This is a genomic window from Streptomyces sp. AP-93, from assembly GCF_022808175.1.
Classification (GTDB): domain Bacteria; phylum Actinomycetota; class Actinomycetes; order Streptomycetales; family Streptomycetaceae; genus Streptomyces.
Map to the genome: position 1 here is coordinate 33,645 of NZ_JALGBX010000003.1, position 26,073 is coordinate 59,717.

At 72.0% G+C, this 26,073-nt stretch carries 19 protein-coding genes; 9 read left to right on the forward strand and 10 right to left on the reverse strand.

Going from position 1 to position 26,073, the window contains the following annotated elements; translation table 11 throughout:
* Nucleotides 1-64: 64 nt before the first annotated feature.
* The gene (locus MTF69_RS06190) at nucleotides 65-1,885 is read left to right on the forward strand and encodes an alpha/beta hydrolase (RefSeq protein ID WP_243331431.1); all 1,821 of its coding nucleotides are present in this window, start codon (nucleotides 65-67) and stop codon (nucleotides 1,883-1,885) included.
* 105 nt (nucleotides 1,886-1,990) lie between these two features.
* Here MTF69_RS06190 and hemQ read toward each other — a convergent pair whose 3' ends face one another.
* Both hemQ and hemG read right to left on the reverse strand, forming a co-directional pair.
* Nucleotides 1,991-2,704 (reverse strand): hydrogen peroxide-dependent heme synthase, encoded by a 714-nt coding sequence (gene hemQ, locus MTF69_RS06195; RefSeq protein WP_243331434.1) that lies wholly within the window; start codon nucleotides 2,702-2,704, stop codon nucleotides 1,991-1,993.
* 4 nt (nucleotides 2,705-2,708) lie between these two features.
* The gene (gene hemG / locus MTF69_RS06200; protein WP_243331436.1) at nucleotides 2,709-4,202 is read right to left on the reverse strand and encodes a protoporphyrinogen oxidase; all 1,494 of its coding nucleotides are present in this window, start codon (nucleotides 4,200-4,202) and stop codon (nucleotides 2,709-2,711) included.
* Between the two features lie 175 nt (nucleotides 4,203-4,377).
* Between hemG and MTF69_RS06205 the strand changes: the two genes are divergently transcribed.
* Both MTF69_RS06205 and MTF69_RS06210 read left to right on the forward strand, forming a co-directional pair.
* On the forward strand, nucleotides 4,378-5,427 hold the full coding sequence (locus MTF69_RS06205; protein WP_243331439.1) for a DUF4349 domain-containing protein: 1,050 nt from the start codon (nucleotides 4,378-4,380) through the stop codon (nucleotides 5,425-5,427).
* Between the two features lie 64 nt (nucleotides 5,428-5,491).
* Nucleotides 5,492-6,880 carry an FAD-dependent oxidoreductase gene (locus tag MTF69_RS06210; RefSeq protein WP_243331441.1) on the forward strand — a complete coding sequence of 463 codons (1,389 nt, stop codon included), beginning with the start codon at nucleotides 5,492-5,494 and terminating at the stop codon, nucleotides 6,878-6,880.
* On the opposite strand, the gene MTF69_RS06215 is transcribed toward MTF69_RS06210, so the two are convergent.
* Complete coding sequence (locus MTF69_RS06215; protein WP_243331442.1) at nucleotides 6,877-7,251, reverse strand: NADAR domain-containing protein; 375 nt, start codon at nucleotides 7,249-7,251, stop codon at nucleotides 6,877-6,879. The two genes, MTF69_RS06210 and MTF69_RS06215, sit on opposite strands and share 4 nt — an antisense overlap.
* A 712-nt stretch (nucleotides 7,252-7,963) precedes the next feature.
* Nucleotides 7,964-9,028, reverse strand: a complete 1,065-nt coding sequence (gene hemE / locus MTF69_RS06220; protein WP_243331444.1) for a uroporphyrinogen decarboxylase — start codon at nucleotides 9,026-9,028, stop codon at nucleotides 7,964-7,966.
* Between the two features lie 91 nt (nucleotides 9,029-9,119).
* Between hemE and MTF69_RS06225 the strand changes: the two genes are divergently transcribed.
* The 3 genes from MTF69_RS06225 to MTF69_RS06235 all read left to right on the forward strand — a co-directional run bounded on the left by MTF69_RS06225 (nucleotide 9,120) and on the right by MTF69_RS06235 (nucleotide 12,218).
* The gene (locus MTF69_RS06225) at nucleotides 9,120-9,782 is read left to right on the forward strand and encodes a DUF3000 domain-containing protein (protein WP_243331447.1); all 663 of its coding nucleotides are present in this window, start codon (nucleotides 9,120-9,122) and stop codon (nucleotides 9,780-9,782) included.
* A gap of 297 nt (nucleotides 9,783-10,079) precedes the next feature.
* Complete coding sequence (locus MTF69_RS06230) at nucleotides 10,080-10,742, forward strand: response regulator transcription factor (RefSeq protein WP_214956508.1); 663 nt, start codon at nucleotides 10,080-10,082, stop codon at nucleotides 10,740-10,742.
* Between the two features lie 144 nt (nucleotides 10,743-10,886).
* Entirely contained in the window at nucleotides 10,887-12,218 is a 1,332-nt protein-coding gene (locus tag MTF69_RS06235; RefSeq protein ID WP_243331448.1) for a ribonuclease D, read from the forward strand.
* A gap of 30 nt (nucleotides 12,219-12,248) precedes the next feature.
* On the opposite strand, the gene MTF69_RS06240 is transcribed toward MTF69_RS06235, so the two are convergent.
* Complete coding sequence (locus MTF69_RS06240; protein ID WP_243331450.1) at nucleotides 12,249-12,425, reverse strand: hypothetical protein; 177 nt, start codon at nucleotides 12,423-12,425, stop codon at nucleotides 12,249-12,251.
* A 241-nt stretch (nucleotides 12,426-12,666) separates the two neighbouring features.
* Between MTF69_RS06240 and MTF69_RS06245 the strand changes: the two genes are divergently transcribed.
* Nucleotides 12,667-13,893 (forward strand): acetyl-CoA C-acyltransferase, encoded by a 1,227-nt coding sequence (locus tag MTF69_RS06245; protein ID WP_112447308.1) that lies wholly within the window; start codon nucleotides 12,667-12,669, stop codon nucleotides 13,891-13,893.
* Entirely contained in the window at nucleotides 13,890-16,022 is a 2,133-nt protein-coding gene (locus MTF69_RS06250) for a 3-hydroxyacyl-CoA dehydrogenase NAD-binding domain-containing protein (RefSeq protein WP_243331452.1), read from the forward strand. The genes MTF69_RS06245 and MTF69_RS06250 overlap by 4 nt, the downstream gene beginning before the upstream one ends.
* Nucleotides 16,023-16,104: 82 nt before the next feature.
* Here MTF69_RS06250 and MTF69_RS06255 read toward each other — a convergent pair whose 3' ends face one another.
* The 5 genes from MTF69_RS06255 to MTF69_RS06275 form a co-directional block, all read right to left on the reverse strand.
* Nucleotides 16,105-17,502: a GDSL-type esterase/lipase family protein gene (locus MTF69_RS06255; protein WP_243331454.1), complete on the reverse strand. Its 1,398-nt coding sequence runs from the start codon at nucleotides 17,500-17,502 to the stop codon at nucleotides 16,105-16,107.
* 16 nt (nucleotides 17,503-17,518) lie between these two features.
* Nucleotides 17,519-20,395 carry a stealth conserved region 3 domain-containing protein gene (locus MTF69_RS06260; RefSeq protein ID WP_243331456.1) on the reverse strand — a complete coding sequence of 959 codons (2,877 nt, stop codon included), beginning with the start codon at nucleotides 20,393-20,395 and terminating at the stop codon, nucleotides 17,519-17,521.
* Nucleotides 20,396-20,403: 8 nt separating this feature from the next.
* Nucleotides 20,404-21,348: a hypothetical protein gene (locus MTF69_RS06265; protein ID WP_243331457.1), complete on the reverse strand. Its 945-nt coding sequence runs from the start codon at nucleotides 21,346-21,348 to the stop codon at nucleotides 20,404-20,406.
* The gene (locus MTF69_RS06270; RefSeq protein WP_243331894.1) at nucleotides 21,345-23,027 is read right to left on the reverse strand and encodes a stealth family protein; all 1,683 of its coding nucleotides are present in this window, start codon (nucleotides 23,025-23,027) and stop codon (nucleotides 21,345-21,347) included. Before MTF69_RS06270 ends, MTF69_RS06265 begins: the two co-directional genes overlap by 4 nt.
* Before the next feature lie 419 nt (nucleotides 23,028-23,446).
* Nucleotides 23,447-24,568, reverse strand: a complete 1,122-nt coding sequence (locus MTF69_RS06275; RefSeq protein ID WP_243331459.1) for a hypothetical protein — start codon at nucleotides 24,566-24,568, stop codon at nucleotides 23,447-23,449.
* A gap of 247 nt (nucleotides 24,569-24,815) precedes the next feature.
* On the opposite strand from MTF69_RS06275, the gene MTF69_RS06280 reads away from it, so the two are divergent.
* Nucleotides 24,816-25,904: an LCP family protein gene (locus MTF69_RS06280; RefSeq protein WP_243331462.1), complete on the forward strand. Its 1,089-nt coding sequence runs from the start codon at nucleotides 24,816-24,818 to the stop codon at nucleotides 25,902-25,904.
* The last annotated feature ends 169 nt before the right edge of the window (nucleotides 25,905-26,073 follow it).

Below are 26,073 nucleotides of genomic sequence, written 5' to 3' on the forward strand. Positions count from 1 at the left end.
TGTCCTGTACTGGGGGCCGCCCGCCGGATCTCATCGGAAGGTCCGATGAGATGAGAGGCCCGCCATGCGCATGCCCCGGGTGCCCGCCACGGTCGCGCTGGCCGCCCTCGCGCTGGCCGCTTCCCTGCCGATGACCTCCGGTGCCGAAGCCGCCGCCGAGGCCGCTCCCCCGCGCCCGTCCCGGGCGACGGCGGGCCCGCCGCCCTCGGGCCCCTCCCCCTGGGACTCCTCCCCTTCGGACTCCCCGACTTCGGGCCCTGCCGCGGCCGCCCGGGCCGCCGCCGAGACGGCCGGGGCCGCGCTCGTGGCCCGGCGCGCCGCGGCCGTCGCCGCGCGCGGGGGTCTGCCGGGCCCGGGAGGGTCTGCGCCGCCGGACCGTCAGGGCGCCCGCGACGGCCTGGAGTTCGGGCCGTGTCCCGTCGCCGAGGGGCTCGGGCCGGACGTGCGGTGCGGCACGCTCCGCGTCCCGGTCGACTACGCCCGGCCCTTCGGGGCGCAGACCGGGATCCTCGTCAGCCGGGTCGCCGCCTCCGGCGCGGGCGGGGCCCGGCGGCAGGGTGCGCTCGTGTACAACCCCGGCGGACCGGGCGGGAACGGGCTGTTCTTCCCGCTCGTCGCCGATCTGCCCGAGTGGCGCCGCGTCGGGGCCGCCTACGACCTCGTCGGCTACGCCCCGCGCGGGGTGGGCCACTCGGGGAGCCCGCTGTCCTGCCAGGACCCGGAGCAATACGACCGGGCTCCGGCCGAGGCCGCCGGCGCACGGCCGGACGCCGCCGCGAAGGAGGCCCGGATCACCGCTGTGCGGTCCTACGCCCGCGGCTGCGCGGAGCGGGCCGGGGCGGCCCTCGGCTCGTACACGACCCTGAACAACGTCCGCGACCTGCACGTGCTGCGCGCCGCGCTCGGCGAGAGCCGGCTGAGCTTCATGGGGGCCTCGTACGGCACGTACCTCGGTGCGGTCTACGCCACCCTCTACCCGGGCCACGTCCGCCGGATGGTCTTCGACTCGGCCGTCGACCCCGATCCGCGGAAGGTCTGGTACCGCAACAACCTCGCCCAGGCCCCCGGCTTCGAGCGCCGCTGGGCGGACTTCCGCGCCTGGGCGGCCCGCCACCACGCCGCGTACGGGCTCGGCTCCACCCCCGAAGCGGTGCAGGCGAGTTACGACCGGGTGCGGGCGGCGCTGGCCCGCGAACCGGCGGGCGGGCTGGTCGGCACCGGGCAGCTGCACTCCGCGTACTTGCGGGCCGCGTACTACGACGAGGTCTGGCCGGGCCGCGCGGCGGCCCTGTCGGCGTTCCTGCGCGGCGATCCGCGCCCGCTCGTCTCGCTCGCCGCCCCGGACCCGGCGGCGGCCGCCGAGGGCGAGAACGCGACGGCCGTCTACACGGCGACCCAGTGCAACGACGCCCCGTGGCCCGCCGACTGGGAGACCTGGGACCGCGACAGCACCGAACTGGCCCGCACGGCCCCCTTCGAGACCTGGACCAACGCCTTCCTGAACCTGCCCTGCGCCTTCTGGCCGGTGCGCGAGCGGCAGCGGCCGGTGGACGTGGGGCTACGGCCGGAATCCCCGCTCCCGAGCACGCTGATCGTCGCGGCCGAGCGGGACGGCGCGACCCCGTACGGGGGCGCGCTGGAGCTCCAGCGGCGGCTCGGGCCGCGGGCCGGGCTGGTGACGGAGGAGGGGGCCGGGAACCACGGAGTGGTCGGCGGACGCAATGACTGCGTGGACGCTCACGTGGAGCGGTACTTGCTGACAGGTGACACCTCGGGGTGGCGTGTCACGTGTGCGCCGCATCCGGAGCCCGCACCGGTGTCGCTGGACGACCGGGCAGCGACCGCCCAGGGGCACCCCAGGGCACTGCTGCCGCCAGTCGTCTGAACTTCCGGGCGGGATCTCCGGCTGCGTCGATTCGGGGGCAGGGCCTCCCGATCCCCGGAGGACGCCGGTCAGGCGCTCCTCCGGTCCTTCCCCCCAGGGGAGGTATCAGGCGAGTCCGGCCACCAGGTCGGCGACGGACTTGCGGCGTCCGGTGTAGAAGGGCACCTCTTCACGGACGTGCATGCGGGCCTCGGAGGCGCGCAGGTGGCGCATGAGGTCGACGATGCGGTACAGCTCGTCGGCCTCGAAGGCCAGCAGCCACTCGTAGTCGCCGAGCGAGAAGGAGGCGACGGTGTTGGCGCGCACGTCGGGGTAGCCGCGGGCCATCATGCCGTGGTCCTTGAGCATGCGGCGGCGGTCCTCGTCGGGCAGCAGGTACCAGTCGTAGCTGCGCACGAAGGGGTAGACGCTGACGTAGTCGCGCGGCGTCTCGTCGGCCAGGAAGGCCGGGATGTGGGACTTGTTGAACTCGGCCGGGCGGTGCAGGGCCATGTTCGACCAGACCGGCTCCAGCGCGCGGCCGAGCTTGGTGCGGCGGAACAGGTTGTACGCGGTCTGCAGCTCGTCGGAGGTCTCCGCGTGCCACCAGATCATGATGTCCGCGTCGGCGCGCAGGCCGGAGACGTCATAGGTGCCGCGGACGGTGATGTCCTTGGCGGCCAGCTGGTCGAACAGCTCCTGGACCTCGTCGGCGAAGCCGGCGCGGTTCTCGGGGAGCACGTCCTTCAGCTTGAAGACGGACCACAGGGTGTAGCGGATGACCTCGTTGAGGTCCTTCGCCTTCTTCCCCGCGTTGGGAATCTTCTCTGGTGCAGTCATGTGTCTATTGTCCCGTGTGCTGATCGGTGGTCGGTGCCAGGGGTGCCCCAGCGGGCGCCAACGTGGCGATCACCACGTCGGCGGCCTTGCCCGCGCTCGCGATGCAGGCCGGGATGCCGACCCCGTCGTACACGGCTCCGCACACCGCGAGGCCCGGCAGGGCCGCGACGGCGGAGCGGATCCGGGCCACCCGGCCGAGGTGGCCGACGGGGTACTGGGGCAGGCCGCCGTCCCAGCGGGTGACGGTGGAGGCCACGGGGCGGACGGTGGGCGCGAGGCCCACGGCCGCGCCGAGGTCGGTGAGGGAGACCTCGACCAGTTCCCCGTCGGAGCGCTTCAGGTCGCCCTCGTCGCCGTGGCGGCCGACGGAGGTGCGGAGCAGGAAGAGGTCGGGATCGGTCCCGGCCCAGGCCCACTTGTTGCTGGAGAAGGTCGAGGCCTTGATCGTCCTGCCGTCCACGGGCGGTACGAGGAACCCGCTCGCGCCGCCGTCGGCGATCCCGGCCGGCAGGTCGGAGCGGCGCAGGGCCATCGTGACCAGGGCCATGGAGGCGTACTCGACGCCGCGCAGCTCGGTGGCGGCGGTGGGCGCGATCCGGTCGAGCAGTCGGGCGGCGGGTCCGGCCTGGACGGCCACGACCACTGCGTCGGCCTCGATGGCCTCGGCGTCGCCCGGGGCGTCGACGGCCACGCGCCAGCCGGTGGCGGTACGGGTCAGCTCGCGCGCGGGGGTGTCGAGGAGGATCCGGGCTCCGGCCGCCCGGCAGGCCTCGGCGACGGCGAGCGGGAGCCTGCCGATGCCGCCGTCGATGCCGGAGAAGACGGGACCGGTCTGCCCCGCGCGGGCCGCCCGGGCCTGCAGTTCCCGTACGCCCTCGCCGAGGGAGGCGTGACTGCGGGCGGCCTCGAAGAGCTGGGGGACGGCGGCCCGCATCGAGATGCGGTAGGCGTTGCCGGCGTAGACCCCGCCGAGGAGGGGTTCCACGAGCCGGTCGACGACCTCGTGGCCCAGGCGGGCGGCGACGTACTCACCGAGGGCCACGTCCTCGCCGATCTCCTGCGGTGCCAGGGCGTGTTCGGCTCCGGCCCGGGCCAGGCCCTCGGCGGAGAGCACCCCGGAGGCGGCGAGCGGGCCCAGGTCGCCGGGTACGCCCATGACGTGACCGCCCGGCAGGGGGCGCAGCACGCCGCGGGTCCAGAGGCGGGCGGTGGCGGTGGCGGGCGGCTGCAGGGCCTCGCCGAGGCCGACGGCGCGGGCCAGTTCGAGTGCCTCGGGGCGGCGGGCGAGTACGGATTCGGCGCCGAGGTCCACGCGCAGACCGGCCAGTTCGCCGGAGCGCAGCTTGCCGCCGAGGCGCGGGCCGGCTTCCAGGAGGGTGACGCGAAGGCCCTCGGCGAGCAGCCGGTGGGCCGCCGCGAGGCCCGCGATCCCGCCGCCGATGACGACGACGTGACCGGCGGGGGCCGGCCGGTCCGTACGCGTGTCCGCTTCGTGCATGGACACATCGTCTCAGACCGCTCATCGGGCGATCGCCGAGGCCTGACCGTGACCGGTTCGGGATCACCTCGGGACCGCGCGTACGAAACCCGGGACGGGACCCCGTACGTCAGAACGTCGAGGCACGGACAGATGCGCATCCGACGATTGCGACACTTACCAGGGGGACCCAACGATGCATACCCAGCACAGACGTTACGGGCGGTACGGACGGCGTTCGGCGACGGCCCTGGCGGCGCTCTCCCTGACCGGGGCGCTCGTCCTCACGGGCTGCGGCTCGGGCGCTGACGACAAGGCGAGCAAGGCGGACGCGGCGTCCACCCAAGAGCTGGAGGCCGGACAGGGCGGGGCGGCGGCTCCGGCCCCGGCCGCGTCGGGCGCGCCGGCCCCGGGCGCCGAGAAGAACCAGCCGCAGGCTCCCGCCGTCCGCACGCAGATCATCCGCACGGCGTCGCTCGGCGTGGAGACGGCCGACGTCCAGAAGGCGACGGCCGGCGCACGGACGGCGGCTTCGAGCGCGGGCGCGTACGTCGGCAGCGAGGGCACCACGCGCGCACCCGACGGGTCGATGACCTCGACGGTGACCCTGCGGGTGCCGGGCGAGCGCTTCGACGCGGTGCTGGCCGCGATGGAGGGCGCCGGGAAGCTGCTGGAGCGCAAGGTCGAGGCGCAGGACGTGACGCAGAAGGTCGCGGACGTCGACAGCCGGGTCAAGTCCCAGCAGGCGAGCGTGGTGCGGGTGCGCGAGATGATGGAGAAGGCCTCGGGGCTGACCGATGTGGTCACGCTGGAGGCCGAACTCAGCAAGCGGCAGGCCGATCTGGAGTCGCTGCTCGCGCAGCAGACGGCGCTGAAGGACCAGACCTCGCTCGGCACGATCACGCTGACGTTCTCGGAACCGGGGAAGCAGCCCGTCAAGGAGAAGGAGAAGCCGGATCCGGGCTTCTCGGACGCCCTGGTCGGCGGCTGGAAGGTCTTCGCCGCCGCGGTCCTGTATCTGCTGATGGCGCTCGCCGCGGCCTCGCCGTTCCTGCTCAGCGGCGCGTTCCTGCTGCTCGCCTTCCGGCAGTACCGCAAGTGGCGGCCGGCGAAGGAGAAGCCCGGCGCGGCGCGGCGCCTGCCCGCACAGAGCGGGCCGAAGTGGCCGGTGCACACGGCCGCCACTCCGGCGGATCCGGCGGATCCGGCGCACCCGGAAGCGACGCCGCCTCAGGTCCAGGACTGACCACCCGTGCGCCCGTAGCGTGGGGCCCGCAGGCACAGGCGGCGGGGAAGGACGGTACGGGCACATGGGGAACGGCACGGAACGGCTGGTGGTGGTCGGCGGTGACGCGGCGGGGATGTCCGCCGCGTCACAGGCCCGTCGGCTCAAGGGCCCGGCGGAGCTGGAGATCACCGCCTTCGAGCGCGGGCACTTCACCTCGTACTCCGCGTGCGGGATCCCGTACTGGATCGGCGGCCTGGTCGACGGCCCGGACGAGCTGATCGCCCGGACGCCCGAGGAGCACCGCGCGCGGGACATCGACCTGCGGACGCGGACCGAGGTCGTGGAGCTGGACCTCGCGGGAGCGCGGGTGCGCGCCCGGGATCTGGAATCGGGCGCCGAGTACTGGACGGGGTACGACAAGCTCGTCCTCGCGACCGGCGCCCGGCCGGTCCGCCCCCGGCTGCCCGGCATCGGAGCGCACGGGGTGCACGGCGTGCAGACGCTGGACGACGGGCAGCGGCTGATGGCGGACGTGGAGCGGACGGCAGGGCGCCGGGCGGTGGTCGTGGGCGCCGGCTACATCGGCGTGGAGATGGCGGAAGCCCTGCTCGGGCGGGGCTTCGAGGTCACCGTGCTGCACCGGGGCGAGCAGCCGATGTCCACGCTGGACCCGGACATGGGCGGGCTGGTGCACAGCGCCATGAACGGCATGGGGATCCGTACGGTCGCCCGCGCCGAGGTGACGGAGATCCTCACCGACGAGGAGGGCCGGGCCCGCGCGGTGGTCACGGCGGCCGGGGAGGAGTACCCGGCGGACGTGGTCGTCCTCGGCATCGGCGTCGAGCCGCGCACGGCCCTGGCCCGCGCGGCGGGTCTGCCGCTGGGCGAGTCGGGCGGCCTGCTGACCGACCTCTCCATGCGGGTCCGCGGCCACGAGAACATCTGGTCGGGCGGCGATTGCGTGGAGGTCCTGGACCTGGTGGCGGGCCGCACGCGGCACATCGCGCTGGGCACGCACGCGAACAAGCACGGCCAGGTCATCGGCTCGGGCGTGGGCGGCGGCTACGCGACCTTCCCGGGCGTGGTCGGCACCGCCGTGAGCAAGGTCTGCGACCTGGAGATCGCCCGTACGGGCCTGCGCGAGCGGGACGCCCTGTCCGTCGGGCTCCGCTTCGTCACGGCGACGATCAGCTCGACGAACACGGCGGGCTACTACCCGGAGGCGGCTCGGATGACGGTCAAGATGCTGGCGGAACGCCGCACGGGCCGCCTCCTGGGCTGCCAGATCGTCGGCGGCGCGGGCTCCGCGAAGCGGGTGGACATCGCCGCGGTGGCCTTGACGGCGGGCATGACGGTGGACCAGATCGTCTCCCTGGACCTGGGCTACGCCCCGCCGTTCTCCCCGGTGTGGGACCCGGTGCTGGTCGCCGCCCGCAAGGCGGTCTCCGCGGTGCGGGCGGCGGGGGTCTAGCCGGTCCGGCTTGGGCCCGCCGCGAGGAGTTCGGAGCGGATCAGCTCCAGCAGGCGGCCCGTCCAGTTCCGGCCGCCGCCGCGGGAGCCCCCGTCGCGCCAGAAGGGGGCGTCGGAGATGCCGGTATAGAGGATCGCGCCCTCCCCGGTGGCGACCAGCAGCTCCGCGAGCCGCGGGTGCTGCCCGAACTTGGCCCGCATCAGCGCCGCCATGACGGCGACCCGCCGGGCGGCCCAGTCCGCGCGCCCCGCGGCCGCTCCGCCCAGCTCCCGCGCCTCGCGGGCGGTCGCTGCGGCGCGGATCCGGTCGTGGTCGGCCCGGTCGGCGGCGAAGAGGGCCCAGTAGCCGTGCACCACGGTGGGGTTGCTCACTGTTCGTTGAGTAGCGCGCACGAGGTCGGGTTAGCTCGATCGTGTGATGGTCCGCTCTTTGCCTTGCGGGGCCCTGGGCTGGTCGGGTTAACGTGATCGGGCGATCTGGGACGCCGGGTGCGGTGCCAGCGTGCGGGACCCCTGCTCCACCGGAGTGATGGTTCAGGGCCTCCCCGTCGCCTCTGGCCGTACCCACATGGCCAGGTCGCACAGGGAACTGGCCTCCCGGGATCGGACCACGTACAAGATGCGTGTCGCCGCCCCGGGGTTGAGTACGCCGGGGACCAGTGCGCTCAAGACCGTTTGGGGCGTGCGGCTGATCGGGCTCACCCCCGCTCGGTCTTCAGGAACGGTAGGTCTCCCCTTCGTACGTGAAGGGGGCGTCGTAGTCGTTGCGCAGCGCGAAGTCTCCGAGCTCGGTCGGCCATCCCCGGGGATACACGGCCTCGTGGAGGACGACCGGGGGCCGCAGAGCGTCGGCCGGTGCGTCCGCGTCCGTGACGGCCCACTGCTGCTCGGCCCTCTCGGTAGCCGCGGACGGCCTCCCGGAGCAGGTCGACGGTCGCGGGTCGGCCCGCCAGCCGGGATATCTCGTCGGCGACTTCCACGAGGAAACTCTCGTCGGTCAGCGGCTCGGGGTAGTCGGATATGCGAAACGTCGGCCCGTGCCATGTCATGCACGGCACGGTACCGACGTCGGCGGAGTCTCGGGTCAGTGGGCCGTCTGCGTGTGGACGTAGTCCACCAGGCGGGTCAGGGCGTCCGGGTTCGTCGTCGGGAGGACGCCGTGGCCCAGGTTGAAGATGTGGCCCTCCAGGTCCGCCGCGGCGTCCAGGACCTCGCGGGTCTTGGTCTCCACCGCCTCGGGGGTGGAGAAGAGGACCGCCGGGTCCAGGTTGCCCTGGAGCGCCTTGCCGGGGCCGACCCGCTTGACGGCCTCGTTCAGGGAGACGCGGTAGTCGACGCCCATGACGTCCGCGCCGGCCTCGCCCATGAGGCCGAGCAGCTCGCCCGTGCCCACGCCGAAGTGGATGCGCGGGACCCCGTACGAGGCGACGGACTCCAGAACCTTCGCGGAGGCGGGCATCACCGAGCGGCGGTAGTCCGCCGGGGCGAGTGCGCCGACCCAGGAGTCGAAGAGCTGGATCGCGGAGGCGCCGGCCTCGATCTGGACCTTCAGGAAGGAGGAGGTGATCTCGGCGAGGCGGTCCAGCAGGTCGGCCCAGAGCTCCGGGTCCCCGTACATGAGGGCCTTGGTGTGCTCGTGGTTCTTGGAGGGGCCGCCCTCCACCAGGTAGCTCGCGAGGGTGAAAGGCGCACCGGCGAAGCCGATCAACGGCGTGGAGCCCAGTTCACCCGTGAGCATGCCGATCGCCTCGGTGACGTACGAGACGTCCTCCGGGGTGAGGTCGCGCAGCTGTGCGAGGTCCTCGCGGCGGCGGATCGGCTGGGCGACGACCGGGCCGATGCCCGGCTTGATGTCCAGGTCGATGCCGATGGCCTTCAGCGGGACCACGATGTCGGAGAAGAAGATGGCCGCGTCCACGTTGTGGCGCCGGACCGGCTGCAGGGTGATCTCGGTGACCAGGTCGGGCCGCATGCAGGATTCCAGCATCTGCGTGCCCTCGCGGACCTTGCGGTACTCGGGGAGCGAGCGTCCCGCCTGTCGCATGAACCACACGGGGGTGTGCGGCACCGGCTCGCGCCGGCACGCCTTCAGGAAGGCGGAATCGTACGTCTGGCTCGGCGTGCCCGTGGGGCGGGTGTTGGCGCTCACGACTCAAATCTTCGCACGTATGAAGAAGTGCCCGGCCCGGCGCGGGTGTGGCTGCGCCGTACGGGCGCTCGTTCCGCCTAGTCTTCCCCGCATGGCTGCGGCTCAGGGACGATTTTCAGATGGCGCTGACGGTACGGACAGCGCGAAGGACAGCTCCGTCCCACTCCCGTTCCGGCGGGCGGTCGACGGCTTGAAGAAGGCGAGGCTGCGGCAGGGGATCGAGATCGATCCCACCAAACCGCCACAGAGGCTGGCACCCCACGCGTACGCGCTGGAAGCGGCGGTCGTGGACGGTGACGAGGACCTGGCCGACGGCCGGCTCATCCTCTTGCACGACCCGGCCGGGCACGACGCCTGGCAGGGCACCTTCCGGCTGGTGACGCTCGTACGGGCGGAACTGGAGCCGGAGATGGCCGTGGACCCGCTCCTCCCGGAGGTGTGCTGGTCCTGGCTGACGGGGGCGCTGGACGCGCGCGGGCTGACGTACGGGGAGGCGAGCGGGACCGTGACCATGGCCGCCTCGCACTACTTCGGCGGGCTCGGAGAGCGGCGGCCGGCGACACAGATCGAGATCAGGGCCTCGTGGACGCCGCGCGAGGGGGTGGGCGGGGTGCCGGACACCGCCGCACACCTGTCGGCCTGGTGCGAACTGCTGTGTCAGATCGCGGGGCTGCCGCCGGTCGGACCGACCGAGACGGTGACCGGCGTGGTCTCGCTGCCCCAGCGGCGCGGTCCGCATCACCCTCAGGGGTAGTTCCGCAGGGCCGGGGGCGGCGCCGACCCGCGTCGACCGTCACCGACCTGCACCGATCCGTGCCGGCCCGCGCCCCGATGTCGGGGCCGGATGTCGTTACGGGGCGCCCCTTGTGGGCTTCTGATCACCCTATGATCGATCGTGCGTCCGAATTGCCCGAATTGTTACTCACCAAATCGTGATCATTCCCTAAAGCCGGGCGGGTGACGTGCCGAAGGAGTCATAGACCATCCGCACGGTTCGCACCGGCTTCCTTCCCCGAGCCGGCCGTCCCGCCACTCCCCCCAGGAGGCCTAGGTGTCCGTTCTTCTCGAGCAGCCCGCAAGCCTGGTCGCCTACCGCCCGAACAAGCCGACGGCCATGGTCGTCGTGGCCGACCCGCGCGTGCGTTCCACCGTGACCCGCCATTTGTGGGCCCTCGGAGTTCGCGACGTGATCGAGGCGTCGTCCATCGCGGAGGCCCGTCCACGCATCGGCAGCCCGCGCGACATCTGCGTGGCCGACGTACACCTGCCCGACGGTTCCGGTCTCACCCTGCTCTCCGAGACCCGCGCCGCCGGTTGGCCGAACGGCCTGGCCCTGTCCGCCGCCGACGACATCGGCGCCGTACGCAACGCCCTCGCGGGCGGAGTGAAGGGCTACGTCGTCACCGGCACCCGGACCAACATCGGGCTCCCGTCCCGGCCCGGCGCCGCCCCCATCGGCGCCGCCGCGGCCCGTATGCACCGCCGCCCCCCGGGTGCCCCGAGCCACCCGGGCGGCTACCGAGAGCTCTCCGGCCGCGAGGTCGAGGTCCTGCGCCTCGTCGCGGAGGGCCAGTCCAACAAGGCCATCGGCGTTTCGATGGGCCTGTCCGCCCTGACCGTCAAGTCCCACCTCGCACGCATCGCCCGCAAGCTGGGCACCGGCGACCGGGCCGGGATGGTCGCCGTCGCCCTGCGGACCGGGATCATCCACTGACCCGGCCGATATCCCCCGAAGTCCCCCGGGAAAACTCCCGGAGAACCCGGGGAAACGTCCGTACTCCCCCCTCGCTCCCCCCTCGCGCCCGTCGCCGGAACGTTCCGGCGACGGGCGCGTTGCATCCACGGATACCCTTGACCGGTGACCGACGCCCAAGAAACCGCAGCAGGCCTGCGCACCACCACCGGGGGCGGCCCCCCGGACGACGAGGTTTCGTCCGACGGGCTGCCGATTCCCTTGCTAGAACCCCGTGAGGGCATCCCCCCGGTGGTCGCCGACGCGGCCGCGCTCGCCGAGGTGGTCGCGGCCTTCGCCGCGGGCACCGGACCCGTCGCCGTGGACGCCGAGCGCGCCTCCGGCTACCGCTACGGCCAGCGCGCCTACCTCGTACAGCTGCGCCGCGAAGGTGCGGGCTCCGCACTGATCGACCCGGTGGGCTGCCCCGACCTCTCCTCCCTCGGCGAGGCCCTGTCCGGCACCGAGTGGATCCTGCACGCCGCCACCCAGGACCTGCCGTGCCTGCGCGAAATAGGCATGGCGCCCACCTCCCTCTTCGACACCGAGCTGGCCGGCCGCCTCGCCGGCTTCCCGCGGGTCGGACTCGGCGCGATGGTCGAAGGGGTCCTCGGCTACGTGCTGGAGAAGGGCCACTCCGCCGTCGACTGGTCGACGCGTCCGCTCCCCGAGCCGTGGCTGCGCTACGCCGCGCTCGACGTGGAGCTGCTCGTGGACTTGAGGGACGCGTTGGAGAAGGAGCTGGACCGGCAGGGCAAGCTGGAATGGGCCCACCAGGAGTTCGACGCCATCGCCGCCGCACCGCCCGCGCCGCCCCGCAAGGACCCGTGGCGCCGCACCTCCGGCATGCACAAGGTGCGCCGGCGCCGGCAGATGGCCGTCGTCCGGGAGCTGTGGGAGGCCCGGGACCGGATCGCGCAGCGACGTGACGTGTCACCGGGCAAGGTGCTGGGTGACGCCGCGATCGTCGAGGCCGCGCTTTCCATGCCGCTGAACGTGCAGGCCCTCTCCGCCCTGCCCGGCTACGGGCAGCGCATGGGCCGGCGCCAGCTGGACCAGTGGATGGCCGCCGTGGACCGGGCGAAGGCCCTGCCCGAGGCCGAACTGCCGCAGCCGGGGGCGACCCCGGCCGGTCCGCCGCCGCCGCGTTCCTGGGTGGACAAGGACCCGGCGGCCGCGGCGCGGCTGGCCGCGGCCCGGACGGCCGTGTCGGCGCTGGCGGAGGGGCTGAACCTGCCGCAGGAGAACCTGATCACCCCCGACACGGTCCGCCGGCTGTGCTGGGAGCCGCCCGAGCGCCTGGAGGCCGACGCGGTGGCCGAGGCCCTGGCGGGCTACGGAGCCCGCCCGTGGCAGATCGAACAGGTGACGGACGCCCTGGTCATGGCCCTGGCCACGGAGCCGGTCGCCGAGCCGGTCGCGGAGCCGGCCGGCGAGCCGGCCCCGACCGAGGACTGACCGGCACGCCGGACCCCGCCGACGGGGCCCTCACTCCAGCGGAGTGAGGGCCCCGTCTTCGTCCCGGTGGAAGCTCCCCTTGGTCTCGCCCTCCACCTTGCCGTGCTTGAGCCAGTGGTCGGACGACGCGGTGTTCACCACCGAGTCGTGCTCGCCGTACACGATGCACACGGGCACCTTGTCGCCGAGGACGTCGTGCAGCTTCACCGTGGTGGAGTTCCAGCCCCACCAGTACGAGTTCCGGATGCGGCTGAGCCCCGATCGGCCGGGCTCGCGGCGGGGGCGCGAGGGGGCTCACACTGCGACGGCCCGGTGTGACCTTCGCCGCTCCTCCCGTGGGGGGTGTGCATGCCGGTTACCGGCAAGTAGCATGGAGAGGTGAGCGGGCGCTCAGTAATGGGCACGCCCCCGCGCAGCAGTGCACACCCGCACCTGGAGGAGAGCCAACGTGCCTCGTACCGTCAGGGACGTCGTCTTCGTCGACGGCGTCCGCACCCCGTTCGGCAAGGCGGGCCCGAAGGGCATCTACAACGAGACCCGCGCCGACGATCTCGTCGTCAAGGCGATCCGGGAGCTGCTGCGCCGCAACCCGGACCTGGACCCCGCGAAGATCGACGAGGTCGCCATCGCCGCGACCACGCAGATCGGCGACCAGGGCCTGACGCTGGGCCGCACGGCCGGCATTCTCGCGGGCCTCCCGCAGTCCGTACCGGGCTACTCGATCGACCGCATGTGCGCCGGCGCGCTCACCGCCGTGACCGCCGTCGCGGGCGGCGTGGCCTTCGGTGCGTACGACGTCGCCCTCGCCGGCGGTGTCGAGCACATGGGCCGCCACCCCATGGGCGAGGGCGTGGACCCGAACCCGCGCTTCGTCTCCGAGAAGCTGGTCGACGAGTCCGCCCTGTTCATGGGCATGACCGCCGAGAACCTGCACGACCGGTACCCGACGATCACCAAGCTCCGCGCCGACGAGTACGCCGTGCGCTCGCAGGAGAAGGCCGCCAAGGCGTACGCCGACGGCAAGATCCAGCAGGACCTGGTGCCGATCTCGGTGCGCAACAACAACGAGGCGGCCGGTGAGACGGGCTGGGGCCTGGTCACCGCCGACGAGCCGATGCGTCCGGGGACCACCCTGGAGAACCTGGCGGGCCTCAAGACCCCGTTCCGGGTCCACGGCAACGTCACCGCGGGCAACGCCGCCGGTCTCAACGACGGTGCCACGGCCGCGATCATCGCGTCCGAGGACTTCGCCCGCGAGAACAACCTCCCGGTCAAGATGCGCCTGGTCTCGTACTCCTTCGCGGGTGTCGAGCCGGAGGTCATGGGCTACGGCCCGATCCCGGCCACCGAGAAGGCCCTCGCACAGGCCGGTCTGACGATCGACGACATCGGCCTCTTCGAGGTCAACGAGGCCTTCGCGGTCCAGGTCCTCGCGTTCCTGGAGCACTACGGCATCGCCGACGACGACGCCCGCGTCAACCAGTACGGCGGGGCCATCGCCTTCGGTCACCCGCTCGCCTCCTCCGGCGTCCGTCTGATGACCCAGCTGGCCCGCCAGTTCGAGGAGCAGCCGGAGGTCCGCTACGGCCTGACCACCATGTGCGTCGGCTTCGGCATGGGCGCCACGGTCGTCTGGGAGAACCCGAACTTCACCGCCGAGGGAGACAGCAAGTGAGCACCACCACCACTGAGCTCCTGAAGGGCGCGGCCGAGCTGTTCCCGGACGAGGTCGTCACGCGCGCGCTCGTACGCCACCTGGACCTGCCCTTCGGCGCCGGGCGCTTCGCGCTCGTCACGCTGGACAACGGCCTGGACCACACCAAGCCGACCACCTTCGGCCCGCAGTCCCTCGCCAACCTGAACGCGGCGATCGACCAGGTCGAGCAGGAGGCCCTCGCGGGCTCCATCGTCGGTGCGGGCCTGACCGGCAAGCCGTTCATCTTCGCGGTCGGCGCCGACCTCAAGGGCGTCGAGCTGCTGAAGAAGCACGACGAGGCGCTCGCCATCGGCAAGGGCGGCCACGACGTCTTCAAGCGCCTCGCGGCGCTGGCCGTCCCCACCTTCGCCTACTACAACGGCGCGGCGATGGGCGGCGGTGTCGAGGTCGGTCTGCACTGCACCTACCGCACCGTCTCCAAGGCCATCCCGGCCTTCTCGCTGCCCGAGGTCTTCCTCGGCCTGGTTCCCGGCTGGGGCGGCTGCGCCCTGCTGCCGAACCTGATCGGCGCGGACCGCGCGGTCTCGGTCATCATCGAGAACTCGCTGAACCAGAACCGGCAGCTCAAGGGCAAGCAGGTCTTCGAGCTCGGCATCGCGGACGCGCTGTTCGAGGGCGCGGACTTCCTGGAGCAGTCGCTCCTGTGGACCGCCCGCGTGCTGAACGGCACCACCGAGGTCGTCCGCGACGAGATCGACCGCGGCGAGGCCTGGGACGCGGCGGTCGCCCGCGGCCGCTTCATCGCCGACTCCAAGGTGCACGGCGCGGCCCCGGCCGCCTACCGCGCGCTGGAGATCATCGAGGCTGCCAAGGACGGCGACCTGCAGAAGGGCTTCGACGCCGAGGACGCGGCCCTGGCCGACCTCATCATGGGCGGCGAACTGCGCTCCGGCATCTACGCCTTCAACCTGGTGCAGAAGCGCGCCAAGCGCCCGGCCGGCGCCCCGGACAAGAACCTGGCCCGCCAGGTCACCAAGGTCGGCGTCGTCGGCGCGGGCCTGATGGCCTCACAGCTGGCGCTGCTGTTCCTGCGCCGCCTGGAGGTGCCGGTGGTCCTCACCGACATCGACCAGGAGCGCGTGGACAAGGGTGTGGGCTACGTCCACGCCGAGATCCAGAAGCTGCTGGGCAAGGGCCGCATCAACCAGGACAAGGCCAACCGCCTGACCGCCCTGGTGACGGGTGTCCTGGACAAGGCCGAGGGCTTCGCGGACGCGGACTTCATCATCGAGGCCGTGTTCGAGGAGATGTCCGTCAAGCAGAAGGTGTTCGCGGAGGTCGAGGCGGTCGCCCCGGCGCACGCGATCCTCGCCACCAACACCTCCTCGCTGTCGGTCTCGGAGATGGCCTCCAAGCTCCAGCACCCGGAGCGCGTGGTCGGCTTCCACTTCTTCAACCCCGTCGCGATCCTCCCGCTGCTGGAGATCGTCCGCGGTGAGCAGACCGACGACGCCTCGCTGGCCACGGCCTTCGGTGTCGCGCGGAAGCTGAAGAAGACCGCGGTCCTCACCAAGGACGCCCCGGCGTTCGTCGTGAACCGCATCCTGACCCGCTTCATGGGCGAGATCCAGAACGTCATCGACGAGGGCACCCCGGTGGTCACCGCCGAGAAGGCCATCGAGCCGCTCGGCCTGCCGATGTCCCCGCTGGTGCTCCTCGAGCTCGTGGGCCCGGCGATCGGCCTGCACGTGTCCGAGACCCTGAACCGCGCCTTCCCGGAGCGCTTCACCGTCTCGCCGAACCTGGCCGCGGTGGTCAAGGCCGGCAAGCGCGGCTTCTACGTCTACGATTCCGGCAAGCCGGAGCTGGACCCCGAGGTCGCCGCCCTCCTCGTGCAGGGCGATGTCGTCCTGACCGAGGAGCAGGTCCGCGACCGCGTCCTGGACGCGGTGGCGCAGGAGATCGGCCTGATGCTGGAGGAGGGTGTCGTGGCCGAGGCCCAGGACATCGACCTCTGCCTCATCACGGGCGCGGGCTGGCCCTTCCACCTGGGCGGCGTCACTCCGTACCTGGACCGCAAGGGCGTCTCCGAGCGGGTGAACGGCAAGAAGTTCCTGGCCCCGGGCCTGGCGAGCGTTCCGGTCTGACGCACGGCCGGCACCGACACGGCGAAGGCCCCGCACACCGAGAGGTGTGCGGGGCCTTCGCCGTGTCCCGTACGGCCCGGGGTCAGCGCCCGCCGCCGAAGGGGTAGTGCTCGCACGGGTCGTCGGAGCAGGGCAGGCGCGCGGCCAGCGCCGACTGCCTGATCCAGTTGTCCTCCGGTACCCCGTGGACCCTGAACGTGACGCGGGTGGACACGGAGTGGATGGCGCTGAAGACCGAGACGAAGTCCAGCGTGTAGGTGCCGGGCTTCCAGGTGTGCGCGTGGCTCACCTTCCACGCGCCGTCCTCGCCCACCACCGCGACGGCGATCAGGCGCTCGTTCTCCAGCACGGAGACCTTCCCGACGCCGGGCTCGGCGGTGCCGGAGAAGCGGGGCTTGGCCGTGGTGTACGCCCCCTCCTTCGGGGAGGTGACGGTCGGCGGGGCGACCCAGGTCTTGACCGTGAACGAAAAGAGGGCGACCGGGGTCGGGCCCTGCTCCGTGAGGCCGACGGCTTGCAGGAGGTGCTCGCCGGCCGCCCAGTTGACCACCCTGCGCCACTGCCACTTGCCCTCTTGGTTGACGCGCGTTCCGCCGACGTAGGTGCCGTTGTCGAAGAACAGCAGGTAGCTCGTGCCCGGGTCCGCGGTGCCGGAGAACTTGCCCATGGCGCTCACGAGCTTGCCCGGCGCCGGCGACAGGAAGACCGGCGCGTCGCCGAACCGCATGTCGGCGTAGAGGGCGAACTCGGGCTTCTCCACGGTGAACTCGGCGGCCGGCGGCGGGAAGTCCGGGGCCACCGCGCAGGCCTCGGGGTTGATGAAGCCTCGCGGCACGCCCGGGGAGTTGTGCAGGGCGATCGCCGTCATGCGGGCCATCTCGCGGGCGCCGACCTGGTTGAAGTGCGTCGAGTCGATCATGCCGCCGGGGTGGTTGGGGTGCTCCCCCGCGTCCATCCAGCGGAAGTACTGGCGGGCCCGGTGCGGACCGAGTTCGCGGAGCATCTGCGCGCTGAAGGCGTGCATGTCCACCAGCGCCGCGCCGGTCTCGGCGGCGGCCTCGCGCACCAGCTGCGGGTACTCCTCGCGGGTGTTCGCGACGCTGCCGTCGGCCTCGAAGGCACACCGGTCGGGCGGGGTGACCAGGACCGGAATCGCGCCCTCGCCGCGGATCCCCTCCACGTAGAGGCGGAGGAACTCCTTGAACTCGCGGTGGCCGTGGTAGCGCAGCGGGTGGTCGATGCGCTGCTCGACCCCGCCGAAGGCGACGAGGACGACGTCGCCGGGCTCCAGGAGGTTCAGGAGCGTGGGCAGCCGGTCCTCGTAGTAGTTCCGGGCGGTCATGGCGTCGCGGGCGTAGTTGCGCACTTCGTGGTACGGCGCAACGAACTCGCGTACGTACTGTCCCCAGCCCGCCATCGGTGCTTCGTCGGGCTTCCGGGACTTCGCGACGGAGTTCCCGAGTATGCAGATCTTGCTCATCGTCTGATCCTGATTCCTACAGCGGATACCCGGGAAGCCGGCCGGCGTGGTAACGCTGGTTCCTCGGCGATCCGAATTCGAATTGGCTTGCGATCGGGAAGTAGCTCGGCAGGAATCCGGCCAGGATCGCGTCCTGCTCGTCCTCCGAGACGTCACCGTCATGGAAGTCGTTCAGGCAGAAGGTGTCGTTCGATCTCGCGGTGAGCATCGTGTTCAGCTTCGGGAGCTGTTCGCTGAGGCCCACGTTCACGAATCCGGCGCTCAGTCCGCCGGGCACGCTGCGCTCGGTGTAGTACCCGAAGTAGTGGTGCAGCGAGGAGGCGGTCGACACGTCCGTGGGGCTGCGCAGCTGGGCGTGGGCGGTGCGCTGCATCGCCTCGGGGAAGTGCGACTCCAGGTCGAACATGATGCTGCGCCGCAGCGGGTGCGGGGCGTGGACGAAGGAGTTCACCAGGGTCCGCCCGAACGTCTGGCGGATGAGCTCGCGGTTGTTCTTCGCCGCCATCCGGCTGAACTCGTCGCCCTCGGTGATGGCGCTCATGGGAATGGCGTTCGACGACGTGAAGTGCTTCGCCTGCCCGTTGCTCAGGTAGAACAGGCTGGGCTGGACCGGGCGGCCCAGGAAGATGTCGTCGTTGAAGTAGAGGAAGTGCTCGGCGAGCCCCTCGATGTGGTGCATGCGGCTTTCGATGGCGTGCGAGTTGTAGGTCGGGAGGCTGCCCGACATGCCGAAGATCTCGCTGTGGTCCACGACGCGCACCCGGGGGTGGCTGGTGTCGAGCCAGGCCGGCACCTGCTGGTCGGTGATCAGATAGATGTTGCGGATCCACGGTCCGTACATGTCGATCGAGCGCAGGGAGTAGCGCAGCTCGTCACGGTTGCGGAAGCGTGCGGCGCTGGTGGCGGCGTCCTCGGTGACGATGCCCATCGCGCCCAGGGCGGCGTTCTTCCGCTCCAGCCAGGCCATGTCCGCGCCGTCGACCCAGGTGTAGACGGCGTCGACGGGGAAGGTGAAGTCGTGGTGGAGCGTCTGGGCGTACGGCTCGATGGAGGGGTAGGTCCGGCCGCCGAGGAGCAGGGACGCCTGGCGCAGCGCGGGCCGGGGCACGCGCGCGCCGATGAGCGTACGGGTCGGGGAGACGAAGAAATCCGGGTCCTCCGCGTCCTCCTCCCAGAAGGAGACGGTGCAGCCGTAGGCGGCGCTCAGCCGCAGGGTGCGCGAGGCGACGACGGCGCTCTGGTAGACCCGCACTCCGGCGAACGCCGATCCGAGGTGGTCGGCGGCCAGTTCGGCGAGGGTGGTGAGGGTCGGCGAGTCGGAGTCGTTGAGCAGCGCTATGTAGACGGGCGCGCCGGGGTAGGTCTCCGCGAGCACCTTGAGGACCTGGTCGCGGTACTCGGCGTGGACGGCGACCGAGTGGCGCACCTTGGTGTCGCGCACCACGAAGTACGGTATTCGGGCCCGTTCCAGCGCGTCCGCCGTGAGCGCGAGGTTGGCGGCGGAGATCTCGAAGGGCGACTCGGAGTCGATGATCCGGCAGATCTGGCCGCCGTCGCGCACCAGGGAGCGGTCGTGCTTGAGGATGCGTTCCTCGGTGGCGCGCAGCCGCTTGGTGCGGGAGGTGCTGGCCGGTGCGGCGGCGGCGGCCCGGGCGGCCCCGTCGTTGCCGGCGTGCAGTGCGTGGGCGGCGAGCCGGGCGGCCTTGGCCTGCGAACGGGATCCGGAGGCGCGGCCCGCGGCGAGCAGCCGGAAGAGGCCGTCCCAGCGGGCGGTGACGGCGGCGGCGTCGAACCGGGCGGCGGCCTCGAAGGCGGCGCTGCCCAGGGCGTGGCGCAGCTGGTCGTCCTCGATGAGCCGCGTGAGGACGCCGACGAGCGCGTCGGTGTCGCCGGGGGTGACGAGGATGCCCGTGCGGCCGTCCTGGACGATGTCGCGGGGAGCGTTGGGGCAGTCGTAGGCGACGACGGGGACGCCGGCGGTCTGTGCCTCCATCAGGGACAGGCCGCCGGCCTCGGACTCGGAGGTGCACAGGGCGATGCTCGCCTTGGCCCACTCCTCGGCGAGGTACGGGGCTTCGCTGATGAAGTGCACGCTGCCGTGCAGGCCGAGCTGGTCGCGGCGGCGGCGCAGGAGGCCGATCTGCGGGCCCTCGCCGATGACGCGCAGGGACCAGGTGGGGTGGTTCGGGGCGATGGCCGCCCAGACCTTGAGGGCGTCGGTGACCCCGGCCCGCTCCACCAGGGGGGCGCTGAGCACGACGATGCGGGTCTGGAGCGTGGAGCGGGGGCGGAAGCCCGCGAGCGGGGCGGGCGGGATCACGTCGAGCTGCGGGTTGCCGGCGCCGAAGGTCTCCATGAACCATTCGTAGGAGCGCGGGCTCGGGAAGGTGACGGCGTCGAACCGCGGGGTGTGCCGGAGCAGCGGCTCGCCCTCGGGGCCTCCGAGCTCGGAGGCCCGCTGTTCGTGGTGGACGGTGAGCACCTCGCTGGGCGCGAACGCCGCGGCGTACGCCATGAGCCCCGGCGAGGTGGTGACGAGTACGTCGGTGTCGAGGTTCTGGAGCGCGTATTCGAGCTCGACGTCCGCGAGCCGGTTGAACCGGTTGTCGCAGCGGCGCTCGACGATCGCGCTGGGTACGGAGGCGAGCGCGGCGTAGCGCGCCTCGTCCAGACCCGCGTCACGGACGGGCCGGTGGGTGGGGCCCGCGGCCTCGATGAGGAATCCGCAGCCGACCCCGCCGTCGGGCACCGCGAAGCGGCGGCGGCGGACCTTGAAGACGCTGAGGACGGACACCTCGTACCCGAGGGCGGCCAGTTCCCCCGCCTGGTTGAACACGGCGCGTTCGGCGTCGCTCATCGCGTCTGCCGCGGTCAGCAGAAACGTGACCTTCATACTCTTCCTCACCCGGCCGCGGTGCTGCACGTGAACCGGAGGTTCCCGGCCGCCGTGTAGCGCGATTCGACCATGATCAAATCCTCTGGACCGGGCGCCACGACGATCTTGCGCGCCGCGAACACCTGCCGCGGGTCGCGCACGTCGTGCAACTTGCGGGCCACGCGCACGGAGCGCCGGCCCTCGGAGCAGAGGAGGACGTCCCAGTGCTCGTCGCGCTCCCCTCCCGGAGTCATCTCCGAGAGCGGCACCGCGACGCGCCACACATCGGGCTCCACCTCGGCGGGCCAGGCGGTGATCCGGCGGCCCGACGCGGCGAACTCGCACCACGCGCCATCGGCCTGCATGCCGAGGACACGGAAGTCCACCTGAATACCGGAATGCCCGATATGCAACTGGATGACCTCCACCCCCGCTTTGGGGGCACTGCAGATGATACGTGCCTCGCCGGTGGCGCTGCGGACGATGCGGTGGCGGCTGCCGGTGACGGGCGAGAAGACCATCGGGCCGGTCGCCCCGCCCTCGTACGCCGGGGGCACGTCGGCGAGCATCAGCGGCAGGCTGCGCGAGGCCCGCCCGGCGCTCGTGCGCAGCCGGAGCTTCCAGCGCCCCGGGGTGACCGGGACCCCGCCCACCTCGGAGCCGAGCAGCACGGCGGCGTCCACCAGCACGCGGCCGTCGCGGTCGGTGCGGACGCGGGCGGGGACGGCGTAGCTGCGGCGGCCGGTCCCGACGACGATCTCGGCGCTCTGCGGGGTGCCGGCCGACACCGGAAGCTCGGCGTGCAGGTTCACGGTCTGCCCGTCGAGCACGGCGGCGTACAGCAGGTGCGCGGAGCGCTTCTCCTTCATGGGCACGAGGACGGGCACCATGATCCGCATGGTGCGGCGGGCGGCATCGAGCTTGAGGAGCCTCCTGCGCACGGCGCCGAGGCGGGCTCGCAGGGCACTCATGCCTGTACACGTCCCAACTCGTTGACGCGGCGTACCGGAAGGCCGGTCGCGCCCGGGATCTCGTAGGGACTGGGGACGGGGAAGTACGCCTCCAGGAAGCCGGCGACCATGCGCTCCTGGGCGTCCGGGTCCGCGGGCACCACCGTGTCGTTGATGCAGAAGGTGTCGAAGTCCCGGCGCGCGACGAGGCGGTCGAGGCGCTGCTTGGCCTTCTCGTCGCCGATGTCGATGTACGTGTACCGCAGGTCCGCCACCGTCGCCCGGGCCGAGTGGTAGGCGTGGTAGTGGTGCAGCGAGGAGGCGATGGGAACGTCGTGCGGGGAGCGGAAGGTCGCGTGCTGCGTGGTCCAGTGGGCCCGCTCGTAGACCTGCTCGATCTCGGCGAGGACGCTGCGACGCAGCGCGTGCGGCGTGTGCTTCATCTTCTGGGAGATGAAGGTGCCGAACTGCTGGGAGATCAGGCTGCGGCTGTTGCGGCCCGCCGCGTTGACCGGAAGGTCCGCGTCACCGCCCCGGCTGGAGGGGATGAGGGCCTTGGACATGAAGAACTTGGTCAGGCCGTTGGGGTGGAAGAAGTGCCCGGGGTCCACGGGTCTGCCGAAGAACACGTCGTCGTTGAGGTAGAGGAAGTGCTCCGAGAGGCCCTCGATGTGGTGCAACTGGCTCTCGATGGCGTGCGAGTTGAAGGTCGGGAGCGCGGACGGGTCGGAGAAGATCTCGCGGTGGTCGACCACGCGCAGGCCGGGGTACTCCGTGTTGAGCCAGCCCGGGGCCTGGCCGGCGGTGACCAGGTAGATGTTGCGCACCCAGGGGGCGTACTGGTGGATCGAGCGCAGCGAGTAGCGCAGCTCGTCGCGGCTCTTGAAGCGGGAGTCGTTGGCGGCCTGTTCGTGCAGGGGCGCTCCGGCGCTCGCGCCCGTGGCGCCGCGGGCCGCTTCCTTGCCGGCCCGCCAGACCGGGTCGGAGTCGTCGACCCAGGTGTAGACGACGTCGACGGGGTAGAGGTGGTCGCCCGGGAGCGGCGCGGTGAACTCGGTCAGCGTGCGCGTCAGGCCCGTGGCGTAGAGCTGGGGGACGGGGCTGAAGAGCTTCTGCTCCGCCAGCCGGCGTTCGTCGCCGACGCCGGCGGCGGTCACGACGCTGTTGGGGCGCGGAGCCACGTACTCCCCGCCGTCCTGGTCCCAGAATTCGAGTTCGACGCCGGACTCGGGGCCGAAGACGAGGTGTCCGGAGGGGTCGCAGACGTTCCAGGCCAGCCGGAGCACCTTGGTGTGGCGGAGCCGGCGCCAGGTGGGGGCGGCGGACCCGGAGCGCATGTTGGCGCCCGAACCCTCGCCCACGTAGCCGGGGTTGTGTCCGAAGCCGATCTGGAGGACCTCCTCAAGGTCCTCGCGCCAGACGGACGGGACGGCCACGCAGGGCAGACGGTTCGCGGTGCCGCGTATGCAGAAGAAGTCGATGTCCGCTTCTTCGAGCATGCTGACCAGGAGGTGCAGGTTGCGGGCGCGTGCGGCCCATTCGGTGGCGCCGGGCACCACGACGGCCCTGACGTGCTTGCCTCCGAGGCGCACGACGCGGATCGAGCCCCGCGCGCTGTGCCGGGCGCCGCGGCTCCTGCCGCCGAGGGCGCGGACCGCCAGGGCGCTGCGCAGCGAGTCGAAGGAGGCCATGGAAGCCATGACCGCCTGGCGCAGGGGGCGCGGCACCTTGCGAACGATCTTGCGGCGGGCTCGTACGGGCAGCAGCGAACGGTAGGAGGCGACCAGAGCACTCGCCTCGGGGTTCTTGAGGCTCACAGACTTCCGCACCTTCCATCACGAGCCACCGCCCATGTCCCCGACGCCTCGGCGTCCGGGACATCCCCGTCAGAACAATGACTGGAAGGTGTACTACGGGTGTCCATCCCGTGGCGACTGATCCAGCATTACTCAACCTTTACATGGCTGATTACGAGGCGTCCATCAATGGCCAGTGATTCCGGGGTCCCGTTACCCACCTGAAATGAACTTGCGGCGCATCCGGGGTTTCGATGTGGAGGTCATCACAGTAAGGTCCGCCCCCACTCAGGAGAACAAGGGGCGAAGAGGGGAAAACACGGTCAGATCTGGGCGGAAGGGTTCATTGTGAAACCGCCCTCGACCCCTTGCCGGGCCACGCGGAGCCGGCCGTCGGCGTCGAGGAACGCGGCCACGACCCGGCCCGCGTGATCGAGCGCGAGGGCGGGGGCGGCGGCGCACCATTCACCGGTCGGCGCCCACCACACGCCCGCGCCCTCGTTCCCGGTGCCGAACGCGCCGAAGACCACCTGGCCGTCGAGGCCGCGGTAGGCCAGCACCGTGCAGTCGTAGCCGTCGATCATCGTCCGCACGGCCGCGACGCGGCCCTCGGCCGCGCTGCCGCCGAGCGGGATCACCCACCCGCCGTCCCGGTACGCCTGGATGCCCGTGGTCGCCTGGTCGGTCCAGTAGTAGGTGACCCGGCCCGGGGCCGTCTCGATCCCCACCGCACTCTGCTCGGCCGGCGCGAACGGCAGGTCCGGGGTGCGCACCAGCGGGACGCCCGCCTCCGGCTGATAGCAGCGCATCGTCCCGGTGCCGATCGGCACCAGGGCCTCCATCAGACCCGACGCGTGGGGCACCGGCGCCATGTCGGAGCGCGTGCCCAGACACTTGATGCCCTGCCAGGGAAGCCATTTGCCGGTCTCCGACTCGCGGCGCACCGCGAGGGCGCCGGAGGCGTTGGCGAGGAAGACGTACGTCGACCCGTTCGCGGCGACCGAGACGACCGGGTTGCCGATGTACGGGGCCCGGGCCGGATCGCGGTGCGGGTTGCCCAGGGAGGTCCACTCGCCGAGGGGCCGGCCGGTCTGGTACTGGATCGCGTGTGCCAGCTCGACGCTGTCGCCGCCCTTGCCGCGCACGGTGCGCCGGCCCACGAAGTGGACGAAGCCGTTGGGCCCCTGGGCCACCGACAGCGCGGCCATGCCGGGGGCGGCGAAGTAGTCCGGCCCCTTCCAGCGCGGCCCGCCGGGGATGGTCTCGGTCCAGCGCAGCAGCCCGTCCGGGGTGCGCGCGTACGCCGACAGCAGGCCCTCGGGGCCCCGCACCAGCCAGCGGCCGTCGAGCACGGAGCGGGGGCCGTCCGGTCCGGTTCCGGCGCCCCGTCGGGCAGTTGCCCCCGCGCCGTCCCGCTGCACGCCGGCTCCCGATCTCGACCGCATGACGTTGCCCCTCCAGCGTTTCGCGCGGCCCGGCAGCGGCCACATCGTGCGGATTCTAGTTCGAGAGACGGATCCGACGGTCCCGGACCCGGGGCGCACGCCAGTCGCAATATCTGTCTATAGTGCACGGTCAGCGTGGCATAAGCGGGCGTCGGCCGAGGTGCCCCGGATCCCGCCGCTCCAGCGCCCCGCTCCAGCACCCCGCTCCACCGCCCACGCCGGCCCGACGATTGAGGACTGAAGCAGGATGAGCCAGGACGTCCAGACACCGGACCGTCGCCCAGCCCCCGGCACGTCGACGGGAAGAGGACGCAAGCGCGTCCGCACCCGCGGGCAGCGCATCAGGCGGGGCGTCCTGCTGACGCTCCTGGTCCTGGTCCTCGCCGCGGGGGGCACGGGCTGGTGGGCGTACAGCCACCTGAACGGCAACATCGACAGCGTCGACCTCGACCAGGCGATCGGTGTCGACAACCGGCCGGCGAAGGTCCCGGACAGCGGGCAGAACATCCTGGTGCTCGGCTCGGACTCGCGCGCCGGCGCCAACGGTGAACTCGATCACGGCGATGTCAGCGGTACCCGCTCGGACACCAACATGCTGGTGCACATACCTGAGGGCCGTAAGAAGGCCACCGCGATCAGCATCCCCCGCGACACCCTGGTGACCCGGCCGGAGTGCAAGGACAAGAACGGCAAGACGGTTGCCGGCGCGAACCGCGTCATGATCAACAGTGTCATCGGCACTGGCGGCCCGGCCTGTGTCGTCAAGACCATCGAGCAGATGTCCGACATCCGCGTCGACCACCTCGTGAAGGTGGAGTTCGCCGGCTTCAAGGAGCTGGTGGACGCGCTCGGCGGCGTGACCGTCACCCTCGACAAGCCCATCAAGGGCGGTCTGAACCTCGACGCGGGCCCGCACCGCCTGAACGGCACGGACTCGCTGAAGTTCGTTCGCACCCGCCACGGTTACGGGGACGGCAGCGACCTCGGACGCATAGACCTGCAGCAGAAGTTCATGATCGCGATGCTGTCCGAGATCAAGAAGCAGGACGTCCTCAGCAGCCCGGCCCGCCTGTACAAGCTCGCCGACGCCGGCACCAAGGCGCTCACCACCGACGCCGAACTCGACTCCCTCAAGGGCCTGTCGGACTTCGCCCAGAGCATGAAGGGCGTGGATCCGGAGACCATGGAGACGATCATGCTGCCGGTCGCCTACGACAAGATCAACAGGAACCGCGTCGTCGCCTCGGAGCCGCAGGCCGGCCAGCTGTGGGAGGCCCTGCGCAACGACCGGACCATCCCGGCCGCGGCCAAGAAGTCCCCCGCCACCGGCGGCTGACCGACACCGCCTGCGACGCGTAGCCCCGGCCCCGATGCGGCGCCGGGGCTACGCGCCGTCCCCGCCCGGCACGACGCGCCAGTCGCCGCTCGCGTGCCACTGCCCCGGCGGGTACTCGAACTGAGCGCCCGGGCCGCGCGGGCCGCGAGCCCCCGGCCCTGGAACTCGG